General features: G+C 61.8%; 15 protein-coding genes. 7 read left to right on the top strand and 8 right to left on the bottom strand.

The genetic code is table 11. The features are described from left to right. The first annotated feature begins 48 nt into the window (after positions 1-48). A complete protein-coding gene (locus ACH2DG_RS18540) occupies positions 49-1,425 on the top strand; it encodes an ATP-binding protein (RefSeq protein WP_395027929.1) in 1,377 nt (458 codons plus the stop codon). Continuing rightward, positions 1,388-1,930: a response regulator transcription factor gene (locus ACH2DG_RS18535; RefSeq protein ID WP_224149502.1), complete on the top strand. Its 543-nt coding sequence runs from the start codon at positions 1,388-1,390 to the stop codon at positions 1,928-1,930. Before ACH2DG_RS18540 ends, ACH2DG_RS18535 begins: the two co-directional genes overlap by 38 nt. A gap of 125 nt (positions 1,931-2,055) precedes the next feature. On the opposite strand, the gene ACH2DG_RS18530 is transcribed toward ACH2DG_RS18535, so the two are convergent. Continuing rightward, positions 2,056-2,955: a LysR family transcriptional regulator gene (locus ACH2DG_RS18530; RefSeq protein WP_395027928.1), complete on the bottom strand. Its 900-nt coding sequence runs from the start codon at positions 2,953-2,955 to the stop codon at positions 2,056-2,058. A 220-nt stretch (positions 2,956-3,175) separates the two neighbouring features. On the opposite strand from ACH2DG_RS18530, the gene ACH2DG_RS18525 reads away from it, so the two are divergent. Then, positions 3,176-4,294, top strand: coding sequence for a YeiH family protein (locus tag ACH2DG_RS18525; RefSeq protein WP_395027927.1), 1,119 nt, complete (start codon positions 3,176-3,178; stop codon positions 4,292-4,294). Between the two features lie 158 nt (positions 4,295-4,452). Then, a complete protein-coding gene (locus ACH2DG_RS18520) occupies positions 4,453-5,730 on the top strand; it encodes an O-acetylhomoserine aminocarboxypropyltransferase/cysteine synthase family protein (protein ID WP_395027926.1) in 1,278 nt (425 codons plus the stop codon). Positions 5,731-5,842: 112 nt separating this feature from the next. Here ACH2DG_RS18520 and ACH2DG_RS18515 read toward each other — a convergent pair whose 3' ends face one another. The 6 genes from ACH2DG_RS18515 to purL all read right to left on the bottom strand — a co-directional run bounded on the left by ACH2DG_RS18515 (position 5,843) and on the right by purL (position 21,154). Then, positions 5,843-6,454: an OmpW family protein gene (locus ACH2DG_RS18515; protein WP_395027925.1), complete on the bottom strand. Its 612-nt coding sequence runs from the start codon at positions 6,452-6,454 to the stop codon at positions 5,843-5,845. Between the two features lie 236 nt (positions 6,455-6,690). Continuing rightward, positions 6,691-7,692: a DUF808 domain-containing protein gene (locus tag ACH2DG_RS18510; protein WP_395027923.1), complete on the bottom strand. Its 1,002-nt coding sequence runs from the start codon at positions 7,690-7,692 to the stop codon at positions 6,691-6,693. 586 nt (positions 7,693-8,278) lie between these two features. After that, a complete protein-coding gene (locus ACH2DG_RS18505) occupies positions 8,279-10,501 on the bottom strand; it encodes a 3-hydroxybutyrate oligomer hydrolase family protein (protein WP_395027922.1) in 2,223 nt (740 codons plus the stop codon). A gap of 183 nt (positions 10,502-10,684) precedes the next feature. Next, positions 10,685-11,593, bottom strand: coding sequence for a diguanylate cyclase domain-containing protein (locus ACH2DG_RS18500; protein WP_395027921.1), 909 nt, complete (start codon positions 11,591-11,593; stop codon positions 10,685-10,687). Further along, positions 11,590-16,350 (bottom strand): PAS domain S-box protein, encoded by a 4,761-nt coding sequence (locus ACH2DG_RS18495; protein WP_395027920.1) that lies wholly within the window; start codon positions 16,348-16,350, stop codon positions 11,590-11,592. Before ACH2DG_RS18495 ends, ACH2DG_RS18500 begins: the two co-directional genes overlap by 4 nt. 781 nt (positions 16,351-17,131) lie before the next feature. Beyond that, the gene (gene purL, locus ACH2DG_RS18490) at positions 17,132-21,154 is read right to left on the bottom strand and encodes a phosphoribosylformylglycinamidine synthase (RefSeq protein ID WP_395027919.1); all 4,023 of its coding nucleotides are present in this window, start codon (positions 21,152-21,154) and stop codon (positions 17,132-17,134) included. A gap of 180 nt (positions 21,155-21,334) precedes the next feature. Here purL and map point away from each other — a divergent pair, with 180 nt between their 5' ends. Together map and ACH2DG_RS18480 are read left to right on the top strand one after the other, a co-directional pair. Further along, complete coding sequence (gene map, locus ACH2DG_RS18485; protein WP_224149511.1) at positions 21,335-22,150, top strand: type I methionyl aminopeptidase; 816 nt, start codon at positions 21,335-21,337, stop codon at positions 22,148-22,150. Positions 22,151-22,318: 168 nt separating this feature from the next. Continuing rightward, complete coding sequence (locus tag ACH2DG_RS18480) at positions 22,319-24,922, top strand: [protein-PII] uridylyltransferase (protein ID WP_395027917.1); 2,604 nt, start codon at positions 22,319-22,321, stop codon at positions 24,920-24,922. Positions 24,923-24,999: 77 nt separating this feature from the next. Here the strand turns inward: ACH2DG_RS18480 and def are convergent, their stop codons facing one another. Then, positions 25,000-25,539 carry a peptide deformylase gene (gene def / locus ACH2DG_RS18475; protein WP_395027915.1) on the bottom strand — a complete coding sequence of 180 codons (540 nt, stop codon included), beginning with the start codon at positions 25,537-25,539 and terminating at the stop codon, positions 25,000-25,002. Between the two features lie 108 nt (positions 25,540-25,647). Between def and ACH2DG_RS18470 the strand changes: the two genes are divergently transcribed. After that, a complete protein-coding gene (locus ACH2DG_RS18470) occupies positions 25,648-26,115 on the top strand; it encodes a YbaN family protein (protein WP_395027913.1) in 468 nt (155 codons plus the stop codon). Positions 26,116-26,211 lie beyond the last annotated feature (96 nt).

Here is a 26,211-nt window from a genome sequence, read left to right as displayed (position 1 = left end):
GCCACCTGGGCGGCAGCTGTGACACCGGGGCTCAGGCACAATTGACGGGTGTCATTTCCCGCAGACTCCCTTTTCCGCGTCACCCATACCACCGACCGCCAGAACATGCAGTTGCTCATACAGCTGCGCTGGCTGGCCGTGGTGGGCCAGGTGGTCACCATATCGCTGGTGCACTGGGGCCTGGATATCCATTTGCCGCTCACCGAGATGCTCTCCGTTCTGGCGGGGCTGGTCATCATCAACCTCGCCTGCATCTGGTGGCTGCGCTGGCGCCAGCATGATATATCTTCGACAGACCTGTTTGTGGCGCTGCTGGCCGATGTATCCGCGCTCAGCATGCAGCTGTACCTGAGTGGCGGCGCCAACAATCCCTTCATTACGCTGTTCCTGCTGCAGGTCACCTTGGGGGCCGTGCTGCTCAAGCCCTTCTATGCCTGGGCGATTGTCGGGGTCACGGCCTGCTGTGCAGTGGCGCTGGCGTTCTTCTCCCTGCCGTTGCAGATCATGTCGAACCGGGGCGGCTCCATGCACACGCTGTACCTGATTGGCCTGCTGATCAGCTTCGGGCTCAATGCCACTTTGCTGGTGGCGTTCATCAACCGCATCATGACCAATCTGCAATTGCGCGATGCGCGCCTGGCCGACCTGCGCCAGCGCGCCGCCGAAGAGGAACACATCGTGCGCATGGGCCTGCTGGCGAGCGGCGCCGCGCATGAGCTGGGCACGCCGCTGTCCACGCTGGCCGTCATTCTGGGCGACTGGCAGCGCATGCCGGCCATTTCCCAGGATGGCGAGTTGATGGACGACCTGCACGAGATGGAGCACCAGGTGCAGCGCTGCAAATCCATCGTCACCGGGGTGTTGATGTCTGCCGGCGAGACGCGGGGCGATGCGCCACAGACAACCAGCCTCGTGCGCTTTCTGGACCGGGTGGTGGAACAGTGGCGCAGCCACCGCCAGCCCGCCAATTTCGAGTTCCGCAAGCAGCTGGCGCGCGATGTGCCCATCATCTCGGATACCGCGCTGCAACAGATGATTTTCAATGTGCTGGACAATGCGCTGGAGGCATCACCCGGCTTTGTGCAACTGTGGGCCACCTGCCCGGCAGATGGATCGGACGACGAGGACGGCCACGCCCTGCTGGAGCTGGTGGTGACCGACAGTGGCCCGGGTTTTCGCAGCGACATCCTTGCCCAGTTGGGCAAGCCATACCAATCCACCAAGGGGCGGCCCGGCAGCGGACTGGGCCTGTTCCTGGTGATGAATGTTGCCCGCTCGCTGGGCGGCCATATCGAAGCCCGCAACCGGGAGCAGCATCTGGGCGGCGGCGCCCTGGTACGCATCCGCCTGCCGCTGGCCGCCATTGCCCTGCATGACGAACAACACCATGACGCAAACGCAAGAACGCCTGTTACTGCTGGTTGAAGACGATGCAGCTTTTGCCCGCACCCTGCGCCGCTCGTTTGAGCGCCGCGGCTACCGCGTGCTGCACGCCAGCAGCGCCGATGAGGTGCAGGCCCTGCTGCAGACCGAGCAGCCCCAGTATGCGGTGATGGATCTGAAGCTGGCCGGCAATTCGTCGGGCCTGTCGTGCGTGCAATTGCTGCATGCGCAAAATCCCGATGCATTGATCGTGGTGCTGACCGGCTATGCCAGTATTGCCACGGCGGTGGAAGCCATCAAGCTGGGCGCCTGTCACTACCTGGCCAAGCCGTCGAACACCGACGATATCGAAGCCGCATTTGGCCGCATTGAGGGTACGACCGAGGTCGATCTGCCCCAGGCAACTACGTCGATCAAGACGCTGGAGTGGGAAAAAATCCATGAAACCCTCGCCGAGACCGGCTTCAACATCTCGGAAACCGCACGGCGCCTGGGCATGCACCGGCGCACGCTGGCACGCAAGCTGGAAAAGCAGCATGTGCGGTAGCGTCACAGTGCTGTAGGTTTATATCAAATACCATAGCAGATTGCGCTTTCTGCTATTGGGCTTTAGATACAAAACCTCATAAAACCAAGCAATGAAAAGTGCCAGCCGCTCGGCTATTCATCGCATCACGCGGCATCCATGCAGGCTTGCACCAGAGCCTGCAGCATGGGCGAGCGCTTCTTGCCACGGCGCTGCAGCAGGGAAAACGGCCGCTGCATGGCAGGCAGCTCGGTAGCCAGTATCGCCAACTCTCCCCGGTCCACCCAGGGTTGCGCAATCACCCGCGATAGGCAGCTGATGCCTGCACCGCGCGCCACGGCCGTGCAAATCGCCTCTGAGCTGCCCAGCACTGCCACCACCGGCCATTCATGCAGGTGCGACAGCACGGCAAATTCCACCGCCTCGCGCGTGCCAGAGCCCTCCTCGCGCAGCAGCCAGCGGCATGCGCGCAGCTCTTGCACTGTCAGGGGCGCCTGCCGGGCATGTTGCACCAGGGCATCGCCCGCAGCGGCAATCAGTACCAGCTCGTCGTCGCGCCAGGGCTGCACTTCCAGCTCGGTCCAGTGACTGGCCCCCTCGATGAAGCCCAGGTCCACCCGCGCATCCGTCACCGACTGCGCCACCTCGCGCGTATTGCCGATCACCACATCAAACCGCACCTGCTCATAGCGCTGCATGAAGCCTGCCAGGATGGGCGGCAGCACATGGTTGGCAATGGTGGTGCTGGCCGCCAGCCGTAACTGCACAGGGGCGGCTGGGGCCGTGGCCCGCGTCGCCTGTTCCAGCAACTGGGCCTGCTCCAGCAGCGCCTGTGCCTCAGGCCACAGACTGCGGCCCAGATCGTTCAGGACGAGGCGCTTGCCCGTACGCGCAAACAGCTGGGTGCCCATGCCGGCTTCGAGCTGCTGCAAGGCCGCACTGACTGCCGATTGCGAGAGCCCCACGGCATTCGCCGCGGCCACTGTGCTGCCGCTTTGGGCAATGGCGCAAAACACTTCCCATTGGCGCAGGCTGAGGTGGAGCATGGATTCCTCGCAGGTGAACAGGGATCAGACACCGTTGCGCAGCACCACAATGAACCGAAGCAACTACTGATTTTTATGAAACCAACCTATTTTATAGGTAAATGATACATAAACAATTAGTTATACGAATATAAGAAAAATTTCTATAGTGGCGACATTCCAGCTCTGGCGGTGCCTGCTCGGGTCATCCGGATGAGACAGCACCGGCCTCCCCCATTTCATGTCACAAGCCACCTCCTCCCTCACCCCATCCAGCAGCCATTCGTGGTTGGCGGCTGGCAAACAACTGGTTCCTGGCCTGCTGCTATGTGGAGCCATCACCTGGGTTGCCAGCGACCTCGCAGCCCTGCCCTGGTTCAGCAGCAAAGGCCTGTCCGCACTCACGATCGCCATCGTGATCGGCATGCTGATCGGCAACACCATCTATGGCTGGGTGCAGGCGCCCGCCGATGCTGGCGTTGGTCTTTCCAAACAGAAGCTGCTGCGCCTGGGCATCATCCTCTATGGGCTGCGGCTGACATTTCAGGACATTGGCGCGCTGGGCATCCATGGCGTGTTCATCGACGCCATCGTGCTGACCAGCACCTTTGTTCTGGCCCAATGGCTGGGCAAGCGCTGGCTGGGATTGGATTCACGCACTGCCATACTCGTGGGCGCAGGCAGCTCAATCTGTGGCGCTGCTGCCGTTCTGGCCACGGCCCCCGTGGCCAAGGCGCGTGCCGACGATGTGGCGGTTGCCGTTGCCACCGTGGTGGTGTTCGGCACCATCGGCACCTTTCTCTACCCTGCCTTTTACCAGTGGAACCTGGCGGCGCAATGGCTGCCATTGCCCGAATCCACCTATGGCCTGTGGGTAGGCTCCACGGTACACGAGGTTGCGCAGGTGGTGGCTGCGGGCGAAGCCATCAGCAGCAGCGCTGCCGACATGGCCGTGGTGGCCAAGATGGTACGGGTGATGATGCTGGCACCGTTTCTCATCATCCTGTCTGCCTGGCTGGCCCGGCAGGGGTCGGTAGCGCCAGCAGCACCAAGCAAGCCAAACATCGACCGCACTGCAGATACCGAGAAAAAACCATTGCTGGCGCGCATCACCATTCCCTGGTTTGCTCTGGGATTCATAGCGGTTGCAGGAATCCATTCGCTGGGCATCATCCCGCAGGCTGCTCTCACCGCAGGTGTTCAGCTGGACAACATTCTGCTCACGATGGCCATGGCGGCTCTGGGACTCACCACGCATGTGCGCTCCGTCAAGGCGGCGGGAGTCAAGCCATTGCTGCTGGCCCTCATCCTGTTTGCCTGGCTGGTGGGCGCGGGTCTGGCACTCAACAGTTGGCTGTAGCACCCATGCTTCATGCAGCCGCGGCGTCGCTCCATGCATCCATGGAACCAATGATGGAACCAATGGCTTCATAAGCAAATGCGAACAATGTATTTGCCCGCCTGGGCAAAGCTGCTACAACCATTGTTTTTGCCAAAACGATTCTGGAGCCACCTGCCATGCGCATTGAAACCCTTGCCGTCCACGCCGGTTATTCGCCCGATCCCACGACCAAGGCTGTGGCCGTGCCCATCTACCAGACGGTGGCCTACGCGTTCGACAGTGCGCAGCATGGTGCCGACCTGTTCGACCTGAAGGTTCCAGGCAATATCTACACCCGCATCATGAACCCGACCACCGACGTGCTGGAAAAGCGCGTGGCGGCCCTGGAAGGCGGCATTGCCGCACTGGCCGTGGCATCGGGCATGGCGGCCATCACCGCCGCCATACAGACCCTGGCCGAGGCGGGCGACAACATCATCAGCGCCAGCACACTCTATGGCGGCACCTACAACCTGTTCGCCCACACGTTCCCACAACAGGGCATTGAAGTGCGCTTTGCCGATCCGCGCGATCCCGCCAGCTTTGACAAATTGATCGACGACAAGACCAAGGCCGTCTTCATCGAATCCATCGGCAACCCGCTGGGCAATGTGACCGACATTCGCGCTCTGGCCGATGTGGCCCACAAGCACGGCGTACCGCTGATCGTGGACAACACCGTACCCTCCCCCTATCTGCTGCGCCCGTTTGAGTTTGGCGCGGACATCGTCGTGCACTCGCTCACCAAGTACCTCGGCGGCCATGGCACCAGCGTGGGCGGCGCCATCGTGGACAGTGGCAAGTTCCCCTGGGCAGAGCACAAGGCCCGCTTCAAGCGCTTGAACGAGCCAGACGTGAGCTACCACGGCGTGGTCTATACCGAGGCTTTGGGCCCTGCTGCCTTCATCGGCCGCGCCCGCGTGGTGCCGCTGCGCAACATGGGGGCAGCCATCTCGCCGCAGAATGCCTTTCAGATCCTGCAGGGCATCGAAACCCTGGCCCTGCGCATGGACCGCATCTGCGAGAACACCCAGAAAATTGCCGAGACCCTGCAAAACCATCCCAAGGTGGAATGGGTACGCTACGCGGGCCTGAAAGACCATCCAGACCACGCCATTGTGCAGAAGCAATCGGGTGGTCGCGCCTCGGGCATTCTGTCATTCAGCCTCAAGGGCGACGAGGGACGAGCCGCCGGTGCGCGCTTTCTCGATGCGCTGCAACTGTTCACCCGCCTCGTGAACATTGGCGATGCCAAATCGCTGGCCACGCACCCGGCATCCACGACCCACCGACAGCTTGACGCCGCTGAGCTGGCAAAGGCTGGTGTGACCGAAGGCATGGTGCGCCTGTCGGTCGGCATCGAACATATCGACGACCTGCTGGCTGATCTGCAGCAGGCGCTCACCCAAGTCTAAGACTCAAGGAAACTTGTAGCGCTTAACTGCAGGGCGCATCCAGCTATATTTTCCATAGTAAAAAGGCATGCCAATGTTGGCATGCCTTTTTGCGTGGAAACGAAAATTGTGGTCAGAAGCGATAGCCTACGCCCACACCCACGAGCCAGGGATCCACCTTGAACGAGCCGACTTTTTTGCCAGCCGAGCTGACATCGGTCTTGATGTAGACCTTTTTCACATCAAAGTTGATCGACCAGTTCTTGTCGAGCATGTAGTCAAAGCCCACCTGCATGGCCGGGCCAAAGCTGTTCTTCTTGATCGACGGATCAAGTGCCGCCTGTACGGCGGGGTCAAAGCGCACATTCGAAAAGCGCGTGTAGTTGATACCCGCGCCCACATAGGGCTTGAATGCGCCCATGCCGGTGAAGTGGTACTGCGCCAGCAGTGTAGGAGGCAGATGCTTGAGCGAACCGATCTTTGCGCCATTGGAGCGCAGATCATGCTTCTGTGGGTACGTCAGCACCAGCTCTGCTGCGATATTGGGAGTGAAGAAGTAGGACACATCCAACTCGGGAATGGTCTTGTCATTGATCGACAGGCCAAGCCCGGTGGAGTCCTTGTTGGCGCTGTCCAGATTGACGGCGCGCACGCGCACCATCCAGGGCCCTTCAGCCTGCTGTGCCATGGCCGTGCCGGCTGTCAGCGCACAAACAGCCACCGCTGCCATCATTGCTTTCTTCATCATCATTGCCTTCGCTGCGACTTCTGCCGCATGGATTGAGAATTGACTGGAAGCCCCATGCACAGGCAGCACCCCGGAGTAAAAGTCCGCTGCCGAAATGGGGCGTTTCCATGGCAATAGATGATCACCGGTTCTGGCATTGTCTGTTTTGACACAGATCAGGCCTCATGCCCGGCACCATCAAAAACGGCCGGGAAATCCCGGCCGTCATCGTGAAACTTGGGTTCGCGCTCGCGTCAGTGACCGCGCAGCTTGTGCCACCCTTCCAGGCACAGCACCACCATGCCGCCAATGATGGCGCCCACCACCACATGCACCAAGGTAGGGCCGACAATTGCGGCGACCCCGCCCAATGGTTCGATGCTGTCCTTGATCCAATGCTCGATCGGGCCGATACCGTGCACCAGCAGGCTGCCCCCCACCATGAACATGGCAGCCGTGCCGACAATGGACAGCCCGCGCATCAGCCACGGCGTGAACGCGATCATGCTGCGGCCAAAGGCCTGCGCTGCAGCGCTCTTCTTGGCCATCAGCCAGCTGCCCACATCGTCCATCCGCACGATGCCGGCCACCAGGCCATAGACAAACACGGTGATGGCAATCGCCACGGTGACCAATACGGCAGCCTGCTCCCAGATGGGTTTGGTCGAAACCGTGCCCAATGCGATGGCCATGATCTCTGCAGACAGAATGAAGTCAGTGCGGACCGCGCCCTTGACCTTCTGCTTCTCATACTCCAGCGGGTCCATCTGCTTTTCGTGCGCAGCGCGCACGGACGAAGGTGCAACACCGGTCTTCTGCGCCTCGGCAGAATCGGCCAGCACCGTCTTCACATCGTGTTTCTTCTGCTTGTGGAAGATGTCCAGAATCTTCTCGACACCTTCAAAGCACAGAAAAGCCCCGCCGACCATCAAGAGCGGCGTGATCAGCCATGGCGCAAAGGCGCTGATCAGCAAGGCTGCCGGCACCAGAATGGCCTTGTTCCACAGGGAACCCTTGGCTACGGCCCACACCACGGGCAGTTCGCGGTTTGCCTTGACGCCGGTCACCTGCTCGGCATTGAGCGCCAGATCGTCCCCCAACACACCCGCCGTTTTCTGCACGGCTACCTTGGTCTGCGTGGCCACGTCATCGAGGATGGCCGTGCTCTTGCCCGCTGCCGTTTTCGTCATCAAGGCGACGTCGTCCAGCAGAGTGGCGATATCGTCCAGCAGCATCAATAGTCCAGCACCAGCCATTCGGGACTCCCTGTATGAAAAGGTGGCAAATCATAGCCATTTCGGCCATCGCTGCATTCACAAATCCCGCAGCTCTGTACGTTTTGTTGAACACTATTCACAAAACTTTATACAAGCCCCGTCAACCAACATGCCTGCCCACCCGTTGAACACTCATCTCCACCAATCAGGTGAAAGGAAGTGAAATGAATACCGTGTTTGCTGTATGGCCTGAAGATGAACGTGACCGCAAGCGTGCCCCTGCCCGTTTCTGATTTTTCCATGTGTGTGGCTGGCAGGTGAGAATTCGTCTTAGAGCCATTTAGCTCCGATCCACCGCAAAGCCATCACACTTAGAGCCGCTAACACAACCCAGCAAATCGCAGATTTGCGATTGAGACGAGGCGCGAAGCCGCAGGCAGTACAGACGTACGTCAAGGCGAAGCAACGACGTATCAAGGGTTGTGTTAGCGGCTCTTATCAAAAACAAGTCCCGCAGCTCAAGCTGGCGGGACTTTGTTTTTGGCGTTCAGTCCGTGTGCAGATGACTACGGACTGGCGGTTCAGAACCCTTTGTGCTTCACCACTGTCCAGTCGAGACGCCAGTTCAATTCGGCAAGGTCACCATGGGGATCGATCCCGTGACCGTGATCGCGTCCCCCGCCCCCGGCGTGGCCTTGAGCGGCGGCACATTGCTTGCTGCAATCGGATTGGCTGCACCAGGTGTACCACCCCGCGGCGTGGTACGCACCACCTGGCTGGCTGGCAAAGCGGTACCCTTGGTCACGTTGGCCCACACGGCATCCATGGCCTGGTTGAAGTAGGTATGCAGTGGCACAAACCGCGTATCAAACCCCGCAAACGGCAGGAAGGCATCAAAGTGCTGGGCATTCGTCACTTCGATGTAGCGCAACTTGCTCTGTGCCCCTTCAGCGCCACCGTTCAATGCCGTGTAGGCGCGCGCATTCACATTCACCGGAATCAACGCATCGCTGCGCCCTGCCACGATGATGGTAGGCTTGCCGTGCAAATTGCCGGTTACTTTCACTTCCTGCATGCCTGCACGCACCGCATCGCTTTGGGCTTGAGTGGGCACACTCGCGGCAGACAGGGACTTGCCTGTCACCGGATCCTGCCCCGATGCCAAGGCATATTGACACAGCGCATTGTCCAGCCCCAGGTCCGCCTTGCCGGTCGACGGCGACACCGCCATCAGCCATGAACGAGCCCCCCCGACCGAGTCGTTGTACACCACGGTCGCAGGCGAGCCATTGGCAGTGCCATTGGCCACCGCCGCGCTCTGCGCCAGGGCCGTAGGCGTGGCAGCCATCACCTCGCCAGTTGCGCTCGCAGCTGCAAAGCTGGTGTTGCACAGGTTGGCATCTGCACCAAAGCGCCCATACGCCATGGTGTACATGGCAGAAAGAATCGGACCATTGCCCAGGCCATAGTGGGCGTTGTGCATCTGGTCATGCTCTTTGGTCCAGCCCTTGGCGTGCAGTTTGCTCAAGGCGTCTGCCGCGCGTTCTGCCGTGGTTGTGCCTGTCACCAGGCCTTTGGCAGCCAGGCCTTCACAGCGCGCTTGCGCCCGCGTCTTCATTGCCGCAAGGCCGATGTAGTTGAAGATCGATGTCTCCGTGAGTGCTGCGGCGTCGGCCAGAGCGGCGCAAGGCTGATAGATATTGCCCCAGGTGGTGTACTCGGCCAGCGCGGTTCCGCCCATGTTGTATGACGTGACGTTGTCGCTCTCCGTGCCTTGCCTCACAGAGATGGGCTTTCCTGCCGGGATCTGGGTCACCGGCTCGCTTGCAACGACTCCGTCCACAAAACCGTCGCCATCCAGCTCGGCCGCCCTCAGCACTGCTGCGCCACCATTGGATGCGGAGCCTGCAATCACCACCGTGTTGTTCCTGTCGAAAGGCACAGGATCATCCTTGGTGCCGTACTTGGCATTGAGCACATACATCGCGTAATGGCCAGCCACCAGCGTATCGCCTCCCCAGTCCTTCTCGGGGTTCTGCTGCGAATGCGCATGCTTGATGGCAATGCGGTTGGGAAAGGCCGCGTTGTATGCGGCACGCGCGGCATCGGTCAGGTTGGCCGCAAAAAAGGACAAGGCACCGGCATCCTTGCGCGCAGCGCGCGAGCCATCGACCTTGTTCACCGTGTCGTCAGCCAGATTGTGCAGTCCCACGCCCTTGCCTGCATCGGTCAGCGCTACGGCGCAGCCCTTCTTCAAACCCCATTCACCGGCCGTGCCAATGGCGCCATAGACGCCGCGCGAACCAGACGAAGGGCCCAACACCAGGCAGGGCCGGGCTGCACTGAAACTGTCAGGCACCATCACCGCAATCACGGTCTGCTTGCGGCCCGTTCCGTTGTCCAGCACCGCCAGGTATTCACTGCCGGGGATCAGACCTTCACCGGTCGTCACCGCACCGTCTGCGGTAATGTTGGGGCCATACAAGGTGCCATAGCCACCGCCTGCGGTGTAGTCCAGAATTCCCCGGTAGTTGGAGAACAGCGCATTGCGCCGCAGCTCCGCCACCGACGGGTTGGCCGGGTCGGCATATGCGGGCGCAGCAGCCGCCCCCAGGCCGGTCTTGCCGATGCCACCCGTCAGCAGGTCCTGTGTCGCTGCGGTGCTGCCGGCCCCTGCCGTGGTGGCCGGATAGCTTGTCTGGCTGATTTCCGTAATGCCCTGCGGCAATTCATTTCTGGCCGATGAACCACCGCCTCCACCACAGGCTGCCAGCGCCGCGCCCGCCAATGCAGTCATTGTCCAGCGCATGCTGCGGCGCAATGCGCCCGCGCACCTTGTTCGGTTCATGTCGTCTCCTCTTGTTTGTTGTAGGCCGCCGATGTACCGCGTATGTGGCGATGCACACCAGCCCCGCAACACTAACGACAGTGCCTCCAACCGACAAGGCCCACAGGCTAGGTGAAACACCAATAACGTGAAACTACTTACTGGTTTTCAAGCCTTGCAACAGAGCAGATTGCCAAGCATCGATCAATGGAGATCGTGGACAATGGCTCGGTTGCGGCCCGCATTCTTGGCCTGATAGAGGATTTCATCGCAGCGTTCAAGCAGTTGCTCGGGCCGCCTGGCGCTGTCATGCCCGGCCACCACCCCGCCGCAACTGATGGTGAGCATGGAGCTGACCTCCGACTGTTCATGGGGAATGGCCAGCGCCTGCACGGCCTCACACAGCCGGTTCAGCACCAACTGCAGCGCAATGCTGGAAGGCAGCATCAGCACGAACTCCTCCCCGCCGTAGCGCGCAATCATGTCGTAGGGTCGCTGCGCCGCCTTGCCCAGGGTCTGCGCCACACGGCGCAGCACGTCGTCACCGGCCCCATGGCCATAGAGGTCGTTGAAACGCTTGAAATAGTCCACGTCGATCATCGCCAGACCCAGCGGCGTGCCATTGCGCACCGTATTGCCGCAGGCCCGCATGAAAGCCTGGTTGAATGCACGGCGGTTGCTGATGCCCGTCAGCGCGTCCTGCAAGGACAGGCGCTCCAGCTCTTCGCGTTGGCGGGCCAGCTCCAGATGGTTGCGCACACGCGCCTTGACCAGGAGCGGCCGCACAGGCTTTGCGATGTAATCCACGGCCCCCAGCAGCAGGCCGCGCTCCTCGTGCGCCTCCTCGATCTGGCCGGTCACGAAGATCACACCGATGTTGGCGGTCTTTTCATTCGACTTGAGACGTCGCAATACCTCGTATCCGTCCATATCAGGCATCGAGGCATCGAGCAGGATCAGGCTGACCTGCTCCTCAGCCACGCGCTGCAGCGCGGATACGCCGTCCTTGGCCAATACCACCCGGCATTCGTCCTTGAGCAGCTCGGCGAGCGCCGTGCGATTGATGCGCTCGTCATCCACGATCAACACCGTGGGAAGGTTGGCCGGACTCATCCCTGATCCTCCACCGCAGCATCTTTCGCGACGCCCAATAACTGGCGCAACTGTCCCATGGCCGTCAATGCATCGATCAATTCAATATCCTCGTACAGCACCCGCGCCTCTTCGAGCTTGGCGGATGCGGGGTGGCCTTGCAGTTCATGGGCCAGATCGGTCAACAGCGCTGTGGCGGCGTAGTCGCCTCTGCGCATCAAAGGCTCGGCCTTGTCGATCAGGACCAGTGCCTTCCGAGCATCGGTGCCCTCTACTGGCTGGAACTGCTTGGCAGCCGCATTGGCCAGCCGCCTGAGGCGATCACTGATGGCTTCGAGCACTGCAGTCAGGTCGGCGCGGAAGGTAAAAGCCAGGCGCTCCATGGCAGCGGCATCTCCACGGCCGGCCTGCCGCTCCAACGCGTCTGCTGAATGGGTCAGCGCCTTGGCCTGCACATAGCCTGCAGCGCCCTTGACCAAATGGGCCAGCGCCTCCAGGTTTTTGTGGTCCTGCGCAGCCACCGCAGCATCGAGCCGCTGCGGCACCTCTGCAAAGTCACGCACAAAGCCATGCAACAGGCGCTGCATGCGTTCGGGGTTGTCACCCATCCGGTGCAGTGCTGCGTCAAAATCCACGGGCCCTTGCTGCGACAGCGCATGGCGGACAGACGCAACATCTCCGCCCGTTCCTGGCGAGCGCGCTGGCTTGCCAATGGGGGAGTGATCACCCGAGAAAATATCGATCAAGGTCTGGTAGAGCAGATGCTCCTCGATCGGCTTGGACAGGTGCGAAGTCATGCCCGCGCGAATCGTCGCCTCACGGTCTTCGGTGCGTGCCTGCGCTGTCAGCGCGATGATGGGCAACGCCTGCCACGCAGGATTGCGGCGGATTTCGCGCGTGGCGGTCACGCCATCCATCTCCGGCATATGCATGTCCATCAGCACGGCGTCATAGGCCTTCATCTCCAGCCGACGGATGGCCTGCAGGCCATTGACAGCCGTGTCCACCTGAACGCCGGCCAATACGAGGAAATCGGTCGCCACTTCGAGATTGAGCGCATTGTCGTCCACCACCAGCACCTGTTTGCCATTGAGCATGCGGCGCATCGATGGCGTGAGCACGCTGCGCACCTGCCTTGAAGCACTGAAATGCTGGGCATGCATGCGCGGGCCCGCCAACACATCCTGCACGGTATCGAACATGACAGATTCAGTCACCGGCTTGACCAGAATTCCTTGCAAATCAGCCGATGTGACCCGGCTCAGTATTTCGTCGCGTCCATACGCCGTGACCATCAGCACCGCAGGCACGTGCTCCTGCCCGCTTTCCTGCCGTATGCGGCGCGTGGCTTCAATGCCGTCCATCTCGGGCATCTGCCAGTCCATCAGCACGAGGTCATAGGATTTGCCTTCATGCGCCACCGCTTCAATGCGCGCCAGCGCATGCAGCCCGGAATCGACACAGTCGGCCTGCATGCCGAAACTGCTGATCATGCCTCCCAGGCTTTCGCGCGATGTGGCGTTGTCATCCACCACCAGCACACGATAGCCATGCAGCGACTTGGCACGCAGCGCCATGTCACTCGACGGCGGCCCCAGGATCACCGTGAACGAGAACAGGCTGCCTCGCCCTGGCTCGCTTTCCGCGCGGATGCCTCCGTTCATCTTCTCCACCAGCTGCTTGCAGATGGTCAGGCCCAGGCCCGTTCCGCCATAGCGGCGCGAGATTCCTCCATCTGCCTGGTGAAAAGGCACGAAGAGGCGACCCAGTTGCTCCTGGCTCAAGCCAATACCGGTATCGCGCACACTGAACTGCACCAGATCGCTGCCGTCTTCGCGCGACTCCAGCACATTGGCGGACACCACCACCTCCCCGGTATCGGTGAACTTGACGGCATTTCCCACCAGGTTGATCAGCACCTGCGACAGGCGCAGCGGATCGCCACGGAAGGCGCGTGGTACGTCCGGCGCTATTGCATAGACAACCTCCAACCCCTTCTCGTCAGCACGCAGCGAGGTGGCGTTCGAGACCGCCTCGAGCACCTGCTCCAGCGCAAAGTCCGTGTCATCAAGCTCGAATCCGCCAGCTTCGATCTTCGAAAAATCCAGGATGTCGTTGATGATGGCCAACAGCGCGCGGGTGGAAATGTCGATCTTCTCGAGATAGTTCTTCTGGCGCGGTGACAGGTCGGTCTGCAGCGCCAGCCGCGTCATGCCCAGCACCGAATTCATCGGCGTGCGGATTTCATGGCTCATGTTGGCCAGAAAGTCTGCCTTGGCCCGCTCGGCGCGCTCGGCCGCCTCCTTGGCCTGGCGCAACGCCGACTCCACTTCATGCTGGCGCGTGATATCGAGGATGATGCCGTCCCAGATCCAGCCACCCTTGACCTTGCGCGGCGCCGAGCGGATACGCAGCCAGATCAGCGAGCCATCAGGCCGGCGCAGGCGAAAGTCGCACTCGAACAGGCTATGCGCCGCACTGGCGTCGCGTGAGGCTCTCAAAAAAGGCGCCTGATCCTCCTCATGCACTGCATTGAACAGCAGGCCCGGGTTCTCCTGAAGCTGTTGCGCCGAGACGCCAATCAGTGCTTCGATGCCACCGCTGATGTAATTGAGATGCAGATCTCCACCGTCCACCGGGCCATCCAGACCCACCTCGGGGTTGACATAGCTCAACTGGTAGAGCGCACCACTGGGCAGGCGGTCCGCCAGCGAAGCCAGTTGTGCACGCGCCTCTTCGCGCTCGCTCACATCCTGCACGGTGCCCGTCACACTGACCACCTGGCCGCTGTCGTCCCGGATGCCCTGGGCCCGCACTTCTGCGGCAAAGGTGCTGCCGTCGGTACGGTAGTGCTCGAAGGCCATGGTGAACGCACTGCCGTGGGCAACACAATCTTCCAGCCCGGCCTTGACTTTCTGGTAGTTCTCCTCCGACATCACCGATGTGAGGCGGCTGAGCGTTACCTCTTCATTGCAGGAAAATCCCACGATCTCCCGCAGCATGTCGGAGACCGCAAAAACCTGCCGTTGAATGTCCAGGGTCCACGAGCCCATGCGCGACAGACGCTCGGCCTGCTGCAGGCTCTCGAAGCTGTTCTTGAGTTTGCGTTCGGCCTGGTGGCTTTCCGTCACATCCACCATGACGCACACCAATCGATCAGGAACCTGCCCCTGGCCAGCCACAAAGCGCGCGGCAGCGGACACCCAGCGCCTGGCGCCATCCGGTTGGATGATACGCAGTTGCACCCGCTGCGGCCCCGCACCCGAGCGAACCTCATTCAGGTGGTTGTCCCATGCAGCCCGGTCCTGCAAGTGAATGAGCCGGTTCACAAGCCCCAGCGCCAACCCATCGCCCCCCTGCAGGCCAAGAATCTCCAATCCCTGCGCATTGCAGTGCACCGCATCGGTATCCAGGTTGACGTCCAGTACCCCCAGAGCCCCCACGTCGATCGCCAGGGCCATGCGCTGGCGCTGCAACTGCAGCTCCAGCTCCACCTGCTTTCGCTCGGTAATGTCATGGGCCACTCCCATCACCGCGTGGATACGGCCATGCTCGTCGCGCAATGGGCTGCGGGTTGTCAGCATGGTGCGCACGCCCTGCGCCGAAAGCACCTTTTCTTCCAAAGTCAGACTGTCCTGCGCCTGCAGCACCTGCTGGGTTGCACGCATGAAGACCGCCGCCATTTCTGGTGGAAACAAATCCGAATCGGTCCGGCCAATCACTTCGTCTGCACTGCGCCCCAGGAAGCGCTCGCCCGCTGGGTTGAACAGCAGGTAACGCCCGCCCGGGTCCTTCACAAAGATGATGTCCGCTGCGCTGTTCAACACCCCTTGCAGCTTGCCCGAGAGATCCTGCAGCTCGGCGGTGCGCAAGGCAACGCGCCGCTCCAGATCGGCGTTGACCTCGCGCACCATCTGCTCTGCCCGCTCGCGCTCAGTGATATCGCGCGCCAGCCCCATGAACAGCTTGCGCCCATCGATTTCCACGCAAGTGATCACCACTTCAACGGGAAACATGCTGCCGTCCTTGCGGCGATGGTGGCTTTTGACCACCCGGGAGCTGCCCGGCGAGGCGTCCCGGAACAGCTGGTGCCGCTGATCCGCCGTCACGCCGAAGGCCACATCACCCACCTCCATGGTGAGCAGTTCAGCCTGTGAATAGCCCAGGCTGCGGCAGGCGCGCTCATTCACGTCGATGAAACGGCCCTGGTCATCATGCAGAAAATAATCGTCGCCTGCGTTTTCCACCAACAGGCGAAAACGCTCCTCACTGGCCTGCAGGCGCTCGCGCGTCACGTGGTTGGTCACCAGATCTGCGCGGTTGCCATGCAGCAGCACGAGGTGATCCTCGATGTCATCGCGGATCTGCACCAACAGCCGGCGTTCGGCATCGGTGAACACCCTGGGAGCATCGTTGAGCGCATCCAGAACACCGAACAGACTGCCGCTAGGCCAGTAGATCGGTATGCCAACATAGCTCTGCGCTATGCGCTCCCGATCTTGATGTTTCAAGATGAAAGTAACATCGCTCAATGATTCCCGACATACCAGCCTCTGGGCGACCACCAACTCGCCCGCGAACGGCGGCGCCTGCGTGACCACCGGACCGTTCTCGAGGCGATCGGCTGCCGGGCCCGCAGCCGACATCAGATGCCAGACCCCATGCTGCAGGCGCAGTACCCGTGCTACGGACAGGTGCAGCAGATCGGCATAGTTCCGCAACAGCCCATGCCATCGATCCAGCAGGCCTGAAGGGATTTCCGGAAAATCTTCGTGCATGCATCAACTCCTGGAAAACAGTGAAAAAGCCGCGAGCCGACTACAGCAGCGCATCACCGCCTTCATGCATCTCTTCACCGAATATGTGAATTTATAGCGCGATTTGATACATATATATACACTATCGGGCATGCAATTTATGAAGAATTTTAAAAAAGGTAATTTTTGGTATCGATACCACATTCAAGCCTTTTGAGGCGCTGGCAATGACGGCGGTGACACCGCGTTGCAGGTGATGTGGATACCTAAATTTCCCCTCTACGCCTTCATCAGCGCGGCATCGCAGCGCATTGCCGCCTCGTTTAAACAGAGCGGAAACGGTGTCGGCCTGCGAGATACCCGGAGCACCTTCGTCCAATGCTCAAAAGCACGTGAAGTGGTATTCGGCACGGCTGATATCAGCTCAAGAACACACGGGAAAACGGGGACAGGGACGGAAACAGAAGCGAAGGGCTGATTTTCCCTCAGGAAAGAACAGGCCTGGGGGAGCGACACCTCAGGCTCGCACATTGCTTCAAGGCGGATGCAGCAATTGCCCGCCTGCCCATGAGGGAGGCGATTCCCCGGGGAACAACGGCGACTAACAGTGGTTGGATGTGAGGAAGTGTGCCGGGCGCGCACCGACCCGGGCTTTCGCTTCATCCACCGCACTTGAAGTGTCGTGGAATCACCGGTGCGTACAAAAACTGGTGGCCAGAGCGGGCCTCTGGCCGGAAAATTGACAGCAATCGGGCCGCTGCATAGGCACTGCGGTACCGATTGCTGAACCAGCCTAGGGCCATCAACCCAGCCACTTGCGCGCATTGCGCCAGACGCGCATCCAGGGGCTGAAATCGGACTTGCCGCCCACCTTCTCGTAGTCCACCCAGCTCATCTGCACATTGCGGAAGACGCGCTCGGGGTGCGGCATCATCGCCGTGAAGCGTCCATCGGCCGTGGTAACGGCAGTCAGGCCGCCGGCCGAGCCATTCGGGTTGAACGGGTACTGCTCGGTGGGCAGTCCATGGTTGTCCACGAAACGCATGGCCTTGACCACCTGCGCTTCATTGCCGCGGAACCTGAAGTTGGCATAGCCCTCGCCGTGCGCCACGGCAATCGGCAGACGGCTGCCAGCCATGCCTTGCAGGAAGATGGAGGGCGACTCCAGCACCTCGACCATGGACAGGCGTGCCTCAAAGCGGTTGCTCTGGTTCTGCGTGAAGCGCGGCCAGTCCTGCGCGCCGGGAATGATGTCTGCCAACTCGGCGAACATCTGGCAGCCGTTGCAGACACCCAGACCGAAGGTATCCGTGCGTCCAAAGAACTGCTGGAATTGCTCGGACAGGCGGTCGTTGAAGGTGATGGAGCGCGCCCAGCCGATACCGGCACCCAGGGTGTCGCCGTAGCTGAAGCCGCCGCAGGCCACCACGCCCGCAAAATCCTTGAGCTGGGCACGGCCCGTCTGCAGGTCCGTCATGTGCACATCCACCGCATCAAAGCCTGCCTCGGCAAATGCATAGGCCATTTCCACATGCGAGTTCACGCCCTGCTCGCGCAGCACCGCCACCCGCGGCTTGGCCGCCACGCTGAGGAAAGGTGCGGCCACGTTGTCCTGCGGATCGAACGAAAGCTGAACATGCATGCCTGGGTCGGCAGGTTCACCGGCTGCAGCGTGTTCGCTGTCGGCGCTGGCGGGGTTGTCACGCTGCTGGACGATCTTCCAGCTCACGGCATCCCAGACCTGGTGCAGATCGGAGAGCGTTGCGCCAAACACCTTCTTGGCATCACGCCAGACCTGCAGTTCGCCCTTGCCCATATCCATGGTGGACGACTCGGGCCGGGTCTTACCGATGATGTGGCTGCAGGTAGCCAAGCCGTGTTCGCGCAGAATCTGCAGAACCTCGTTGCGGTCACCGGTGCGAATCTGGAGCACGGCGCCCAGCTCCTCGTTGAAGAGCGCACGCAAGGTCAGGTCTTCGCGGCGACCCGACACCTGGGCGCCCCAGTTCTTGCCTTCACCGCTGTCCATGCGGCTGTCGGAGATGCCATCACCTTCGGTGACCAGCATGTCCACGTTCAGCGCCACACCCACATGGCCGGCAAAGGCCATCTCGGCCACGGTCGCCAGCAGGCCACCGTCGCCCTTGTCGTGGTAGGCCAGGATCTGGCCCTTGGCACGCAGCGCATTCACGGCGTCCACCAGCGCAATCAGGTCCTTGGCATCGTCGAGATCGGGGGTCTCATTGCCGCTTTGCCCCAGCACCTGGCCCAGGATGGAACCACCCATGCGCATCTTGCCCCGGCCCAGGTCCACCAGCACCAGCGTGCTGTCGTCCTCCTTGGCGTCGAGCTGCGGCGTGAGCGTGCCGCGCACATCGTCGATCGACGCAAAGCCGGTGATGATCAGGCTCACCGGCGAGGTGACTTTCTTCACCGCGCCACCCTCGCTCCACTGGGTGCGCATGGACAGCGAATCCTTGCCCACGGGAATGGAGATGTTCAGCTGCGGGCACAGCTCCATGCCCACGGCCTTGACCGTTGCATACAGCGCAGCGTCCTCACCTGCTTCGCCGCAGGCCGCCATCCAGTTGGCCGACATCTTGACCTTGGAGAGTGCAATGGGCGCTGCCAGCATGTTGGTGATGGCTTCTGCCACAGCCATGCGGCCCGAGGCCGGGGCGTTGATGGCCGCCAGCGGCGTGCGCTCGCCCATGGCCATGGCCTCACCGGCAAAGCCCTTGAAGTCTGCCAGGGTCACGGCCACATCGGCCACGGGCACCTGCCAGGGGCCGACCATCTGGTCGCGGTGGGTGAGGCCGCCCACTGTGCGATCACCGATGGTGATCAGGAAGCGCTTGGAAGCCACGGTGGGGTGGGCCAGCACATCGATTACCGCCTTCTCCAGCGGCACGCCGGTCAGGTCGATGGCAGGCAGCTCACGCGTGACGGTGGTCACATCCTTGTGCATCTTGGGCGGCTTGCCCAGCAACACATCCATGGGCATGTCCACGGGGAACTTCTGGTCTCCCGATGCAACAGCCGTGTCTTCCAGCACCAGTTGGCGCTCACCGGTGGCGGTGCCGATCACGGCAAACGGGCAGCGCTCGCGCTCGCAGAAGGCTGTGAACTGCGCCAGCGACTCGGGCGCGATGGCCAGCACGTAGCGCTCCTGGCTCTCGTTGGACCAGATTTCCTTGGGCGCGAGACCAGACTCCTCCAGTTTGACGGCACGCAAGTCAAAGCGCGCGCCACGGCCAGCATCGTTGGTCAGCTCGGGGAAGGCATTGGAGAGGCCGCCAGCGCCCACGTCGTGGATCGCCAGGATCGGGTTGCCCGCGCCTTGCTGCCAGCAATGGTTGATGACCTCCTGCGCACGGCGCTCGATCTCCGGGTTGCCACGCTGCACCGAATCAAAATCCAGCTCGGCAGCATTCGTGCCACTGGCCATGGAGCTGGCTGCGCCGCCGCCCATGCCGATGCGCATGCCGGGGCCGCCCAGCTGGATCAGCAGCGTGCCTGCAGGAAATTCGATCTTCTTGGTCAGCTCGGAATCAATGATGCCCAGTCCGCCCGCGATCATGATGGGCTTGTGGTAGCCACGGGTGATGTCACCCACCTGCTGCTCGTACTCGCGGAAATAACCCGTCAGGTTGGGGCGACCGAACTCGTTGTTGAACGCGGCGCCACCCAGCGGGCCTTCGATCATGATCTGCAGCGGGCTGGCAATGTGCTCGGGCTTGCCCACTTCGCTGCCCCAGAGCTTGGAGACGGTAAAACCGGTCAGGCCCGCCTTGGGCTTGGAGCCCCGGCCGGTGGCGCCTTCGTCGCGGATCTCGCCGCCTGCACCGGTCGAAGCACCAGGGAAGGGAGAGATGGCCGTCGGGTGGTTGTGTGTTTCCACCTTCATCAGCACATGGTTGACGACGCTATTTTTTTGATAGCTAGGTGCGCTTTCTGCTCCAGCGCCTGCATCGAATTTCGCTACAAAACGCTCGACAGCGTGGCCTTCCATGATGGAGGCATTGTCGGCATAGGCCACGATGGTGTGCTGGGGCGAGACCTGCTCGGTGTTGCGGATCATGCCAAAGAGCGATTTCTCCTGCGCCACGCCATCGATGGTGAAGCTGGCGTTGAAGATCTTGTGGCGGCAGTGCTCGGAGTTCGCCTGGGCGAACATCATCAGTTCCACATCGGTAGGGTTGCGCCCGAGGCCGGTGAAGGCATTGACCAGATATTCGATCTCGTCATCGGCCAAGGCCAGGCCCCATTGCTTGTTGGCAGCCTCCAGCGCGGCAGCGCCGCCGGCCAGCACATCCACAAACTCCATGGGTTGCGCCTGCAGCTCAGAAAACAGCTGCTCGGCCTCGGCGCGGGTGGCAAAGACCGATTCGGTCATGCGGTCATGCAGCAGCGCGGCGATCTGGGCGGATTGCTCTGCGCTCAGCTCAGGCGTGCCACCCAGCAGGCCGGATTTGAGGCTCACCCGGTATTCGGTGATGCGCTCCACGCGGAACACGTCCAGACCGCAGTTGCGCGCGATATCGGTCGCCTTCGACGCCCAGGGCGAGATCGTGCCCAGGCGCGGCGTAACGACAAAGGCCAAGCCCTCGTCATTGCCTGCATAGGGGTCGCCATAGGTCAGCAGGGCCGCCACGCGCTGTGCATCTGCACCCGCCAAGGGCTGATTGGTGGCCACCAGATGTACAAAACGGGCAGCAATGCCCGTTATTTTTGGATGGATCGCCGTCAATGCGGTCAGCAGTTGTTGGGCGCGGAAGGAGCTCAGGGCGTTACCGCCGGCTAGCTGGGTCAGGTGCAGTGTCACGTGGCAGCCTATGTGGGACTAGGAGGATGGAGGAAAGCACACATGCGCCTTGCTCGCACCGCAGGCTGGCTGCAGCAACGGATGCAAGGGCGGGGTTAACCCGGGATTTTACTGTGCGTTGACAGGGTACGTAGCCGCATGGTCAACAGGCCAATGGGTGCAGTGGGATAATCATGGGCTATGACCATCAAAATCAATACCGAAGAAGACATTGCGCAGATGCGCATCGCAGGCCGCCTGGCCTCGGAGGTTTTGGACTACATCACCCCCCACATCCAGCCAGGCATCACCACCAAGCAGATCGACCTGCTGTGCGCCGAAGCCATGGAAAAGCAGGGCACCAAATCTGCCTGCCTGGGCTACCAGCCCCCCGGCATGACGCCCTACCCCGCCTACGTCTGCACCTCGGTCAACCATGTGGTATGCCACGGCATTCCCAATGACAAGCCCCTCAAGAAGGGCGATATCGTCAATGTGGACGTGACCATCATCACCCCAGAGGGCTACTTTGGCGACAACAGCCGCATGTTCATCATCGGCGAGGGCACCATCGCCGGCAAACGCCTGTGCCAGCTCACCTTCGAAGCCATGTGGCACGGTATCGTGCAGGTCAGGAATGGCGCGCATCTGGGCGATGTCGGCCACGCGATCCAGAAGTTTGCCGAAGGCCACGGCCTGTCGGTGGTGCGCGAATACTGCGGCCACGGCATCGGCAAGGTCTTCCACGACGAGCCCCAGGTGCTGCACTATGGCCGCCCAGGTACGGGCGTGGAGCTGAAGACCGGCATGATCTTCACGATCGAGCCCATGCTCAACCTCGGCAAGAAGGACATCAAGGACCTGGGCAACGACGGCTGGACCGTGATCACCAAGGACCACAGCCTCTCTGCCCAGTGGGAAGTGGAAGTGCTGGTGACCGACACCGGCTACGAGGTGCTGACCCTGTCCGATGGCTCCCCCGCCCTGCCCGACTTCGTCAAGACGACCAAGTGCTGAGCGGTTAACCCTGCGCTCTCACCCAGGCGGCACTGCGCACAGCATGCCGCCTTTTTCTTTGCCATCGGGCTCTGGCGGCAGCAGATGAAGGCTGGCACAGCACATGCTTATGGGAATCACTGGTTTTACGCTATGGCACACTGCCATGGACCGCTTTGACTTGCACCCATGAACGATCCCCGCATTCCGCAGCTGCGTGAGCAGTACCAGGCCCGGCGCGCCACCCTGTTCGAGGCCATCATGGCCGGAGGCAGCAGCACGCGCGGCATCCAGACGCAACTGCGCAAGCTGTCGAACCTGGCCGATGACCTGCTGCGCGACCTGTGGCATCTGGCTGGCCTGCCTGACCACCTCAGTCTCGTCGCCGTAGGCGGCTTTGGCCGGGGCAAGCTGTTTCCGCATTCCGATATCGATGTGCTGGTGCTGCTGCCCGATGGCACCGATCTGGAGCATGAGGCCCTCTTGCGCACCAGAATCGAGCATTTCATCGGGTCATGCTGGGACGCGGGACTGGAAATCGGCTCCAGCGTACGCACCGTGGTGCAGTGCATCACGGAAGCCAGGGCCGACGTCACCGTGCAGACGGCGATGCTGGAGTCGCGCCGCATCACCGGCTCTGCGCCGCTGTACAGACAGTTCCAGAGCGCGCTGGACCAGGCCATCAGCCCGGATGCCTTTGTGGTGGCCAAGGTGCTGGAGATGCAGCAGCGCCACAACAAGTACGAGAACACCGCCTATTCCCTGGAGCCCAACTGCAAGGAATCACCCGGCGGCCTGCGCGATCTGCAGACCATCATCTGGCTGGGCCGCGCCACGAACCTGGGCGACAGCTGGAAGGCGCTCGCTGACAAGGGCCTGGCCACCATCTACGAAGTGCGCAACCTGCAGCGCAATGAAGACCTGATCTGCCTCATCCGCGCGCGGTTGCACATCGTGGCCCGGCGACGCGAAGACCGACTGGTGTTCGACCTGCAGACTCCGGTGGCCGAATCCTTCGGCTTCAAGACGGAAACACCGGCCGGACATCGCTTTCCCAAGCGCGCCAGCGAAGAGCTGATGAAGCGCTACTACTGGGCCGCCAAGGCAGTGGCACAACTCACGCAGATTCTGCTGCTCAACATCGACGAGCGCCTGCACCCGGGCAGCCACACGCTGCGCCGTATCGATGACGAGTTTTACGAGAAGGCCGGCCTCATTGAAGTCGCCGACGACGAGGTGTATCTGCGCAACCCGCACGCCATCCTGCGCACTTTCCTGCTGTATGAAACAGAGCCGGGCCTCACCGATCTGTCGGCTCGCACCTTCCGCGCGCTCTACCATGCACGCCGGGTGATGACAGCCGGTTTCCGCCAGGACCCCGTCAACCGCGCCACCTTCATGCAGATCCTGCAGCAGCCGCAGGGCATCACCCATGCCATGCGTCTGATGAACCAGACCTCGGTGCTCGGCCGCTACCTGTGGCCCTTCCGCCGCATCGTGGGGCAAATGCAGCACGACCTGTTCCATGTCTACACGGTCGACCAGCACATTCTGATGGTGCTGCGCAATGTACGGCGCTTCTTCATGGCCGAGCATGCCCATGAGTACCCTTATTGCTCACAACTGGCTGCGGGCTGGGACAAGCCATGGATTCTGTACCTGGCAGCACTCTTTCACGACATCGGCAAAGGGCGCGGCGGCGACCATTCGGAAATTGGCGCCGCCGAAGTCAAGCGCTTCTGCCGCGACCACCGGGTTGCCAGGGAAGACGCCCTGCTGGTGGAATTTCTGGTGCGCGAGCACCTCACCATGAGCCAGGTGGCGCAAAAGCAGGATACGTCCGATCCCGAGGTGATTGCAGCCTTTGCCAGGCGCGTGCACAACGAACGCTACCTCACGGCCCTCTACCTGCTGACCGTGGCCGACATCCGCGGCACCAGCCCCAAGGTGTGGAACGGCTGGAAGGGCAAGCTGCTGGAAGACTTGTACCGCGCCACCCTGCGCATGCTGGGCGGGCGAGCGCCCGACCTGGCAGCGCAAGCCGAAATCCGCAAGCGCGAAGCCCTGGTGATGCTCGCGCTCTCGGCCCAGCCGCACGAGTCGCACAAGGCCCTGTGGGACACCCTGGGGGTGGATTACTTCATGCGGCAGGAAGCAGCCGACATTGCCTGGCACACCCGCCACCTCTCGCGCCATGTGGGAAGCAGCACGCCCATCGTGCGCGCCCGCCAATCGCTCGCAGGCGAAGGCCTGCAGGTCATGGTGTATGCGCCCGACCAGCCCGACCTGTTTGCCCGCATCTGCGGCTACTTCGACCGCGCCGGCTTCTCGATCCTGGATGCCCGGGTGCACACGGCGCTCAACCGCTATGCGCTCGACACCTTTCAGGTGATCGCCACCAATGCACCGCAAAGCTACCGCGAGCTGATCAATCTGGTGGAGAGCGAACTGAGCCGCACGCTGGCGGAAGCCAAGCCGCTGCCCGAGCCGGTGCAGCGCCGCGTTTCACGCCGCGTCAAGAGCTTTCCGGTCGCGCCGCGCGTGCTGCTGCGGCCCGACGACAAGGGCCAGCGCTGGCTGCTGTCCATTTCCGCCGCCGACCGTGCAGGCCTTTTGTACACCGTGGCACGCGTCCTGGCACGCCACCAGCTGAGCGTGGAGCTGGCCAAGATCAGCACCCTGGGGGAACGTGTGGAAGACAGCTTTCTGCTGCAAGGCCCGGAGTTGCAGAACAATGTGAGCCAGATTGCCATCGAAACCGAACTGCTGTGGGCGCTGGCGGCTCCGGCATAAGCAGCAGAAGCAGTTATTGGCTACAAAAAACCAGCTCCTGCGCTTTCCCATCAAGCGCCGAACGCTATTATTTTTGATCAATCGTCTTCGGCCGCGCTGATATCGGGAAACAGCACCTCGGTAAAACCGAACTGCGTGAAGTCACGCATCCGCATGGGATAGAGCTTGCCCCACAGGTGATCGCACTCATGCTGCACCACGCGGGCATGAAAGCCCTCGGCCACGCGATCGATTGGGTCGCCATACTGGTCGAAACCGGTATAGCGGATCTTCTGCCAGCGCGGCACCAGCCCCCGCATGCCGGGCACGGACAGGCAGCCCTCCCAATCGTTGGCCTCCTCATCCGACAAGGGCGTGATGACCGGATTGATCAAGACCGTCGGCGGCACCAGGGGTCGATCCGGGTAGCGCGGATTGCGCTCGCCGGAGCCAAAAAACACCACCTGCTGGTCCACCCCAATCTGCGGCGCGGCCAACCCCGCCCCCTGCGCGGCGCGCATGGTATCGAGCAGGTCCTGCACCAGCTGGTGCAGCGCGTCGGTGTCGAATGCAGTCACGGGCTGCGCCGTGCGCAGGAGCCGCGCGTCGCCCATTTTCAAGATTGGATGAATTGCCATGCCGGCATGGTAGCGCAGTACGCACCAGTCCATGGCTACGTCTTCACCCCCCGAACCCGCTTGCCCGGCACCTGTACATTGTCTTGCCGGCAGATGCACAATGGCGCCATGCCCGAGCCCCGTGCGTCCGTCCCGCCCCTGCATGGCAATACGCCTCCTGCGTACTGCCCCATCCGCAGCCCGCTGCTGCGATGGCTGCTGCTGCTTGGCGCGGTGGCCAGCCTGTGCATGGGCATTGTGGGCATCTTTGTTCCCGGGCTGCCCACGACCGTATTCATTCTGATTGCCGGGGCCTGCGCGGCGCGCAGCTCGGAACGCCTGCATGGCTGGCTGTGGCGGCACAGACTGTTTGGCGGCATGCTGCGCAACTGGGCTGCAGGCGGCTTTGTGAGCCGCCGGGCCAAATGGAGCGCCACGGCCACCATGGCGGTCTGCGCCCTCATCATGCTGGCGGTGCCCGCACCGGTGTGGGCCAAGGCCTTGTCCATCGGCTGCATGGCCTGCGTTCTTGCGTGGCTGTGGTGCCGGCCGGAACCGGCCAGCGACGAAGCCCAGGCCCGAAATCCCAAAAAATGACTGCTTCACTTTTTGAAGTCTGAAATTCGTTCTATAATTGCGGTCTTGTTCCTCAATAGCTCAGTTGGTAGAGCGCCGGACTGTTAATCCGTAGGT

Origin of the sequence: Comamonas odontotermitis (assembly GCF_040396735.1) — a bacterium.
GTDB lineage: Bacteria > Pseudomonadota > Gammaproteobacteria > Burkholderiales > Burkholderiaceae_C > Comamonas > Comamonas odontotermitis_C.
This window is presented reverse-complemented; position numbering and strand designations above follow the sequence as displayed.

Excerpts from the sequence above, each read along its gene's own strand:
- ACH2DG_RS18470 (WP_395027913.1), top strand. The coding sequence starts at position 25,648 with ATGCCCGAGCCCCGTGCGTCCGTCCCGCCCCTGCATGGCAATACGCCT.
- map (WP_224149511.1), top strand. The coding sequence starts at position 21,335 with ATGACCATCAAAATCAATACCGAAGAAGACATTGCGCAGATGCGCATC.
- ACH2DG_RS18495 (WP_395027920.1), bottom strand. The coding sequence starts at position 16,350 with ATGCACGAAGATTTTCCGGAAATCCCTTCAGGCCTGCTGGATCGATGG.
- ACH2DG_RS18515 (WP_395027925.1), bottom strand. The coding sequence starts at position 6,454 with ATGAAGAAAGCAATGATGGCAGCGGTGGCTGTTTGTGCGCTGACAGCC.
- def (WP_395027915.1), bottom strand. The coding sequence starts at position 25,539 with ATGGCAATTCATCCAATCTTGAAAATGGGCGACGCGCGGCTCCTGCGC.
- ACH2DG_RS18525 (WP_395027927.1), top strand. The coding sequence starts at position 3,176 with ATGTCACAAGCCACCTCCTCCCTCACCCCATCCAGCAGCCATTCGTGG.
- ACH2DG_RS18530 (WP_395027928.1), bottom strand. The coding sequence starts at position 2,955 with ATGCTCCACCTCAGCCTGCGCCAATGGGAAGTGTTTTGCGCCATTGCC.
- ACH2DG_RS18500 (WP_395027921.1), bottom strand. The coding sequence starts at position 11,593 with ATGAGTCCGGCCAACCTTCCCACGGTGTTGATCGTGGATGACGAGCGC.
- ACH2DG_RS18520 (WP_395027926.1), top strand. The coding sequence starts at position 4,453 with ATGCGCATTGAAACCCTTGCCGTCCACGCCGGTTATTCGCCCGATCCC.
- ACH2DG_RS18535 (WP_224149502.1), top strand. The coding sequence starts at position 1,388 with ATGACGCAAACGCAAGAACGCCTGTTACTGCTGGTTGAAGACGATGCA.
- ACH2DG_RS18480 (WP_395027917.1), top strand. The coding sequence starts at position 22,319 with ATGAACGATCCCCGCATTCCGCAGCTGCGTGAGCAGTACCAGGCCCGG.
- ACH2DG_RS18510 (WP_395027923.1), bottom strand. The coding sequence starts at position 7,692 with ATGGCTGGTGCTGGACTATTGATGCTGCTGGACGATATCGCCACTCTG.
- ACH2DG_RS18505 (WP_395027922.1), bottom strand. The coding sequence starts at position 10,501 with ATGAACCGAACAAGGTGCGCGGGCGCATTGCGCCGCAGCATGCGCTGG.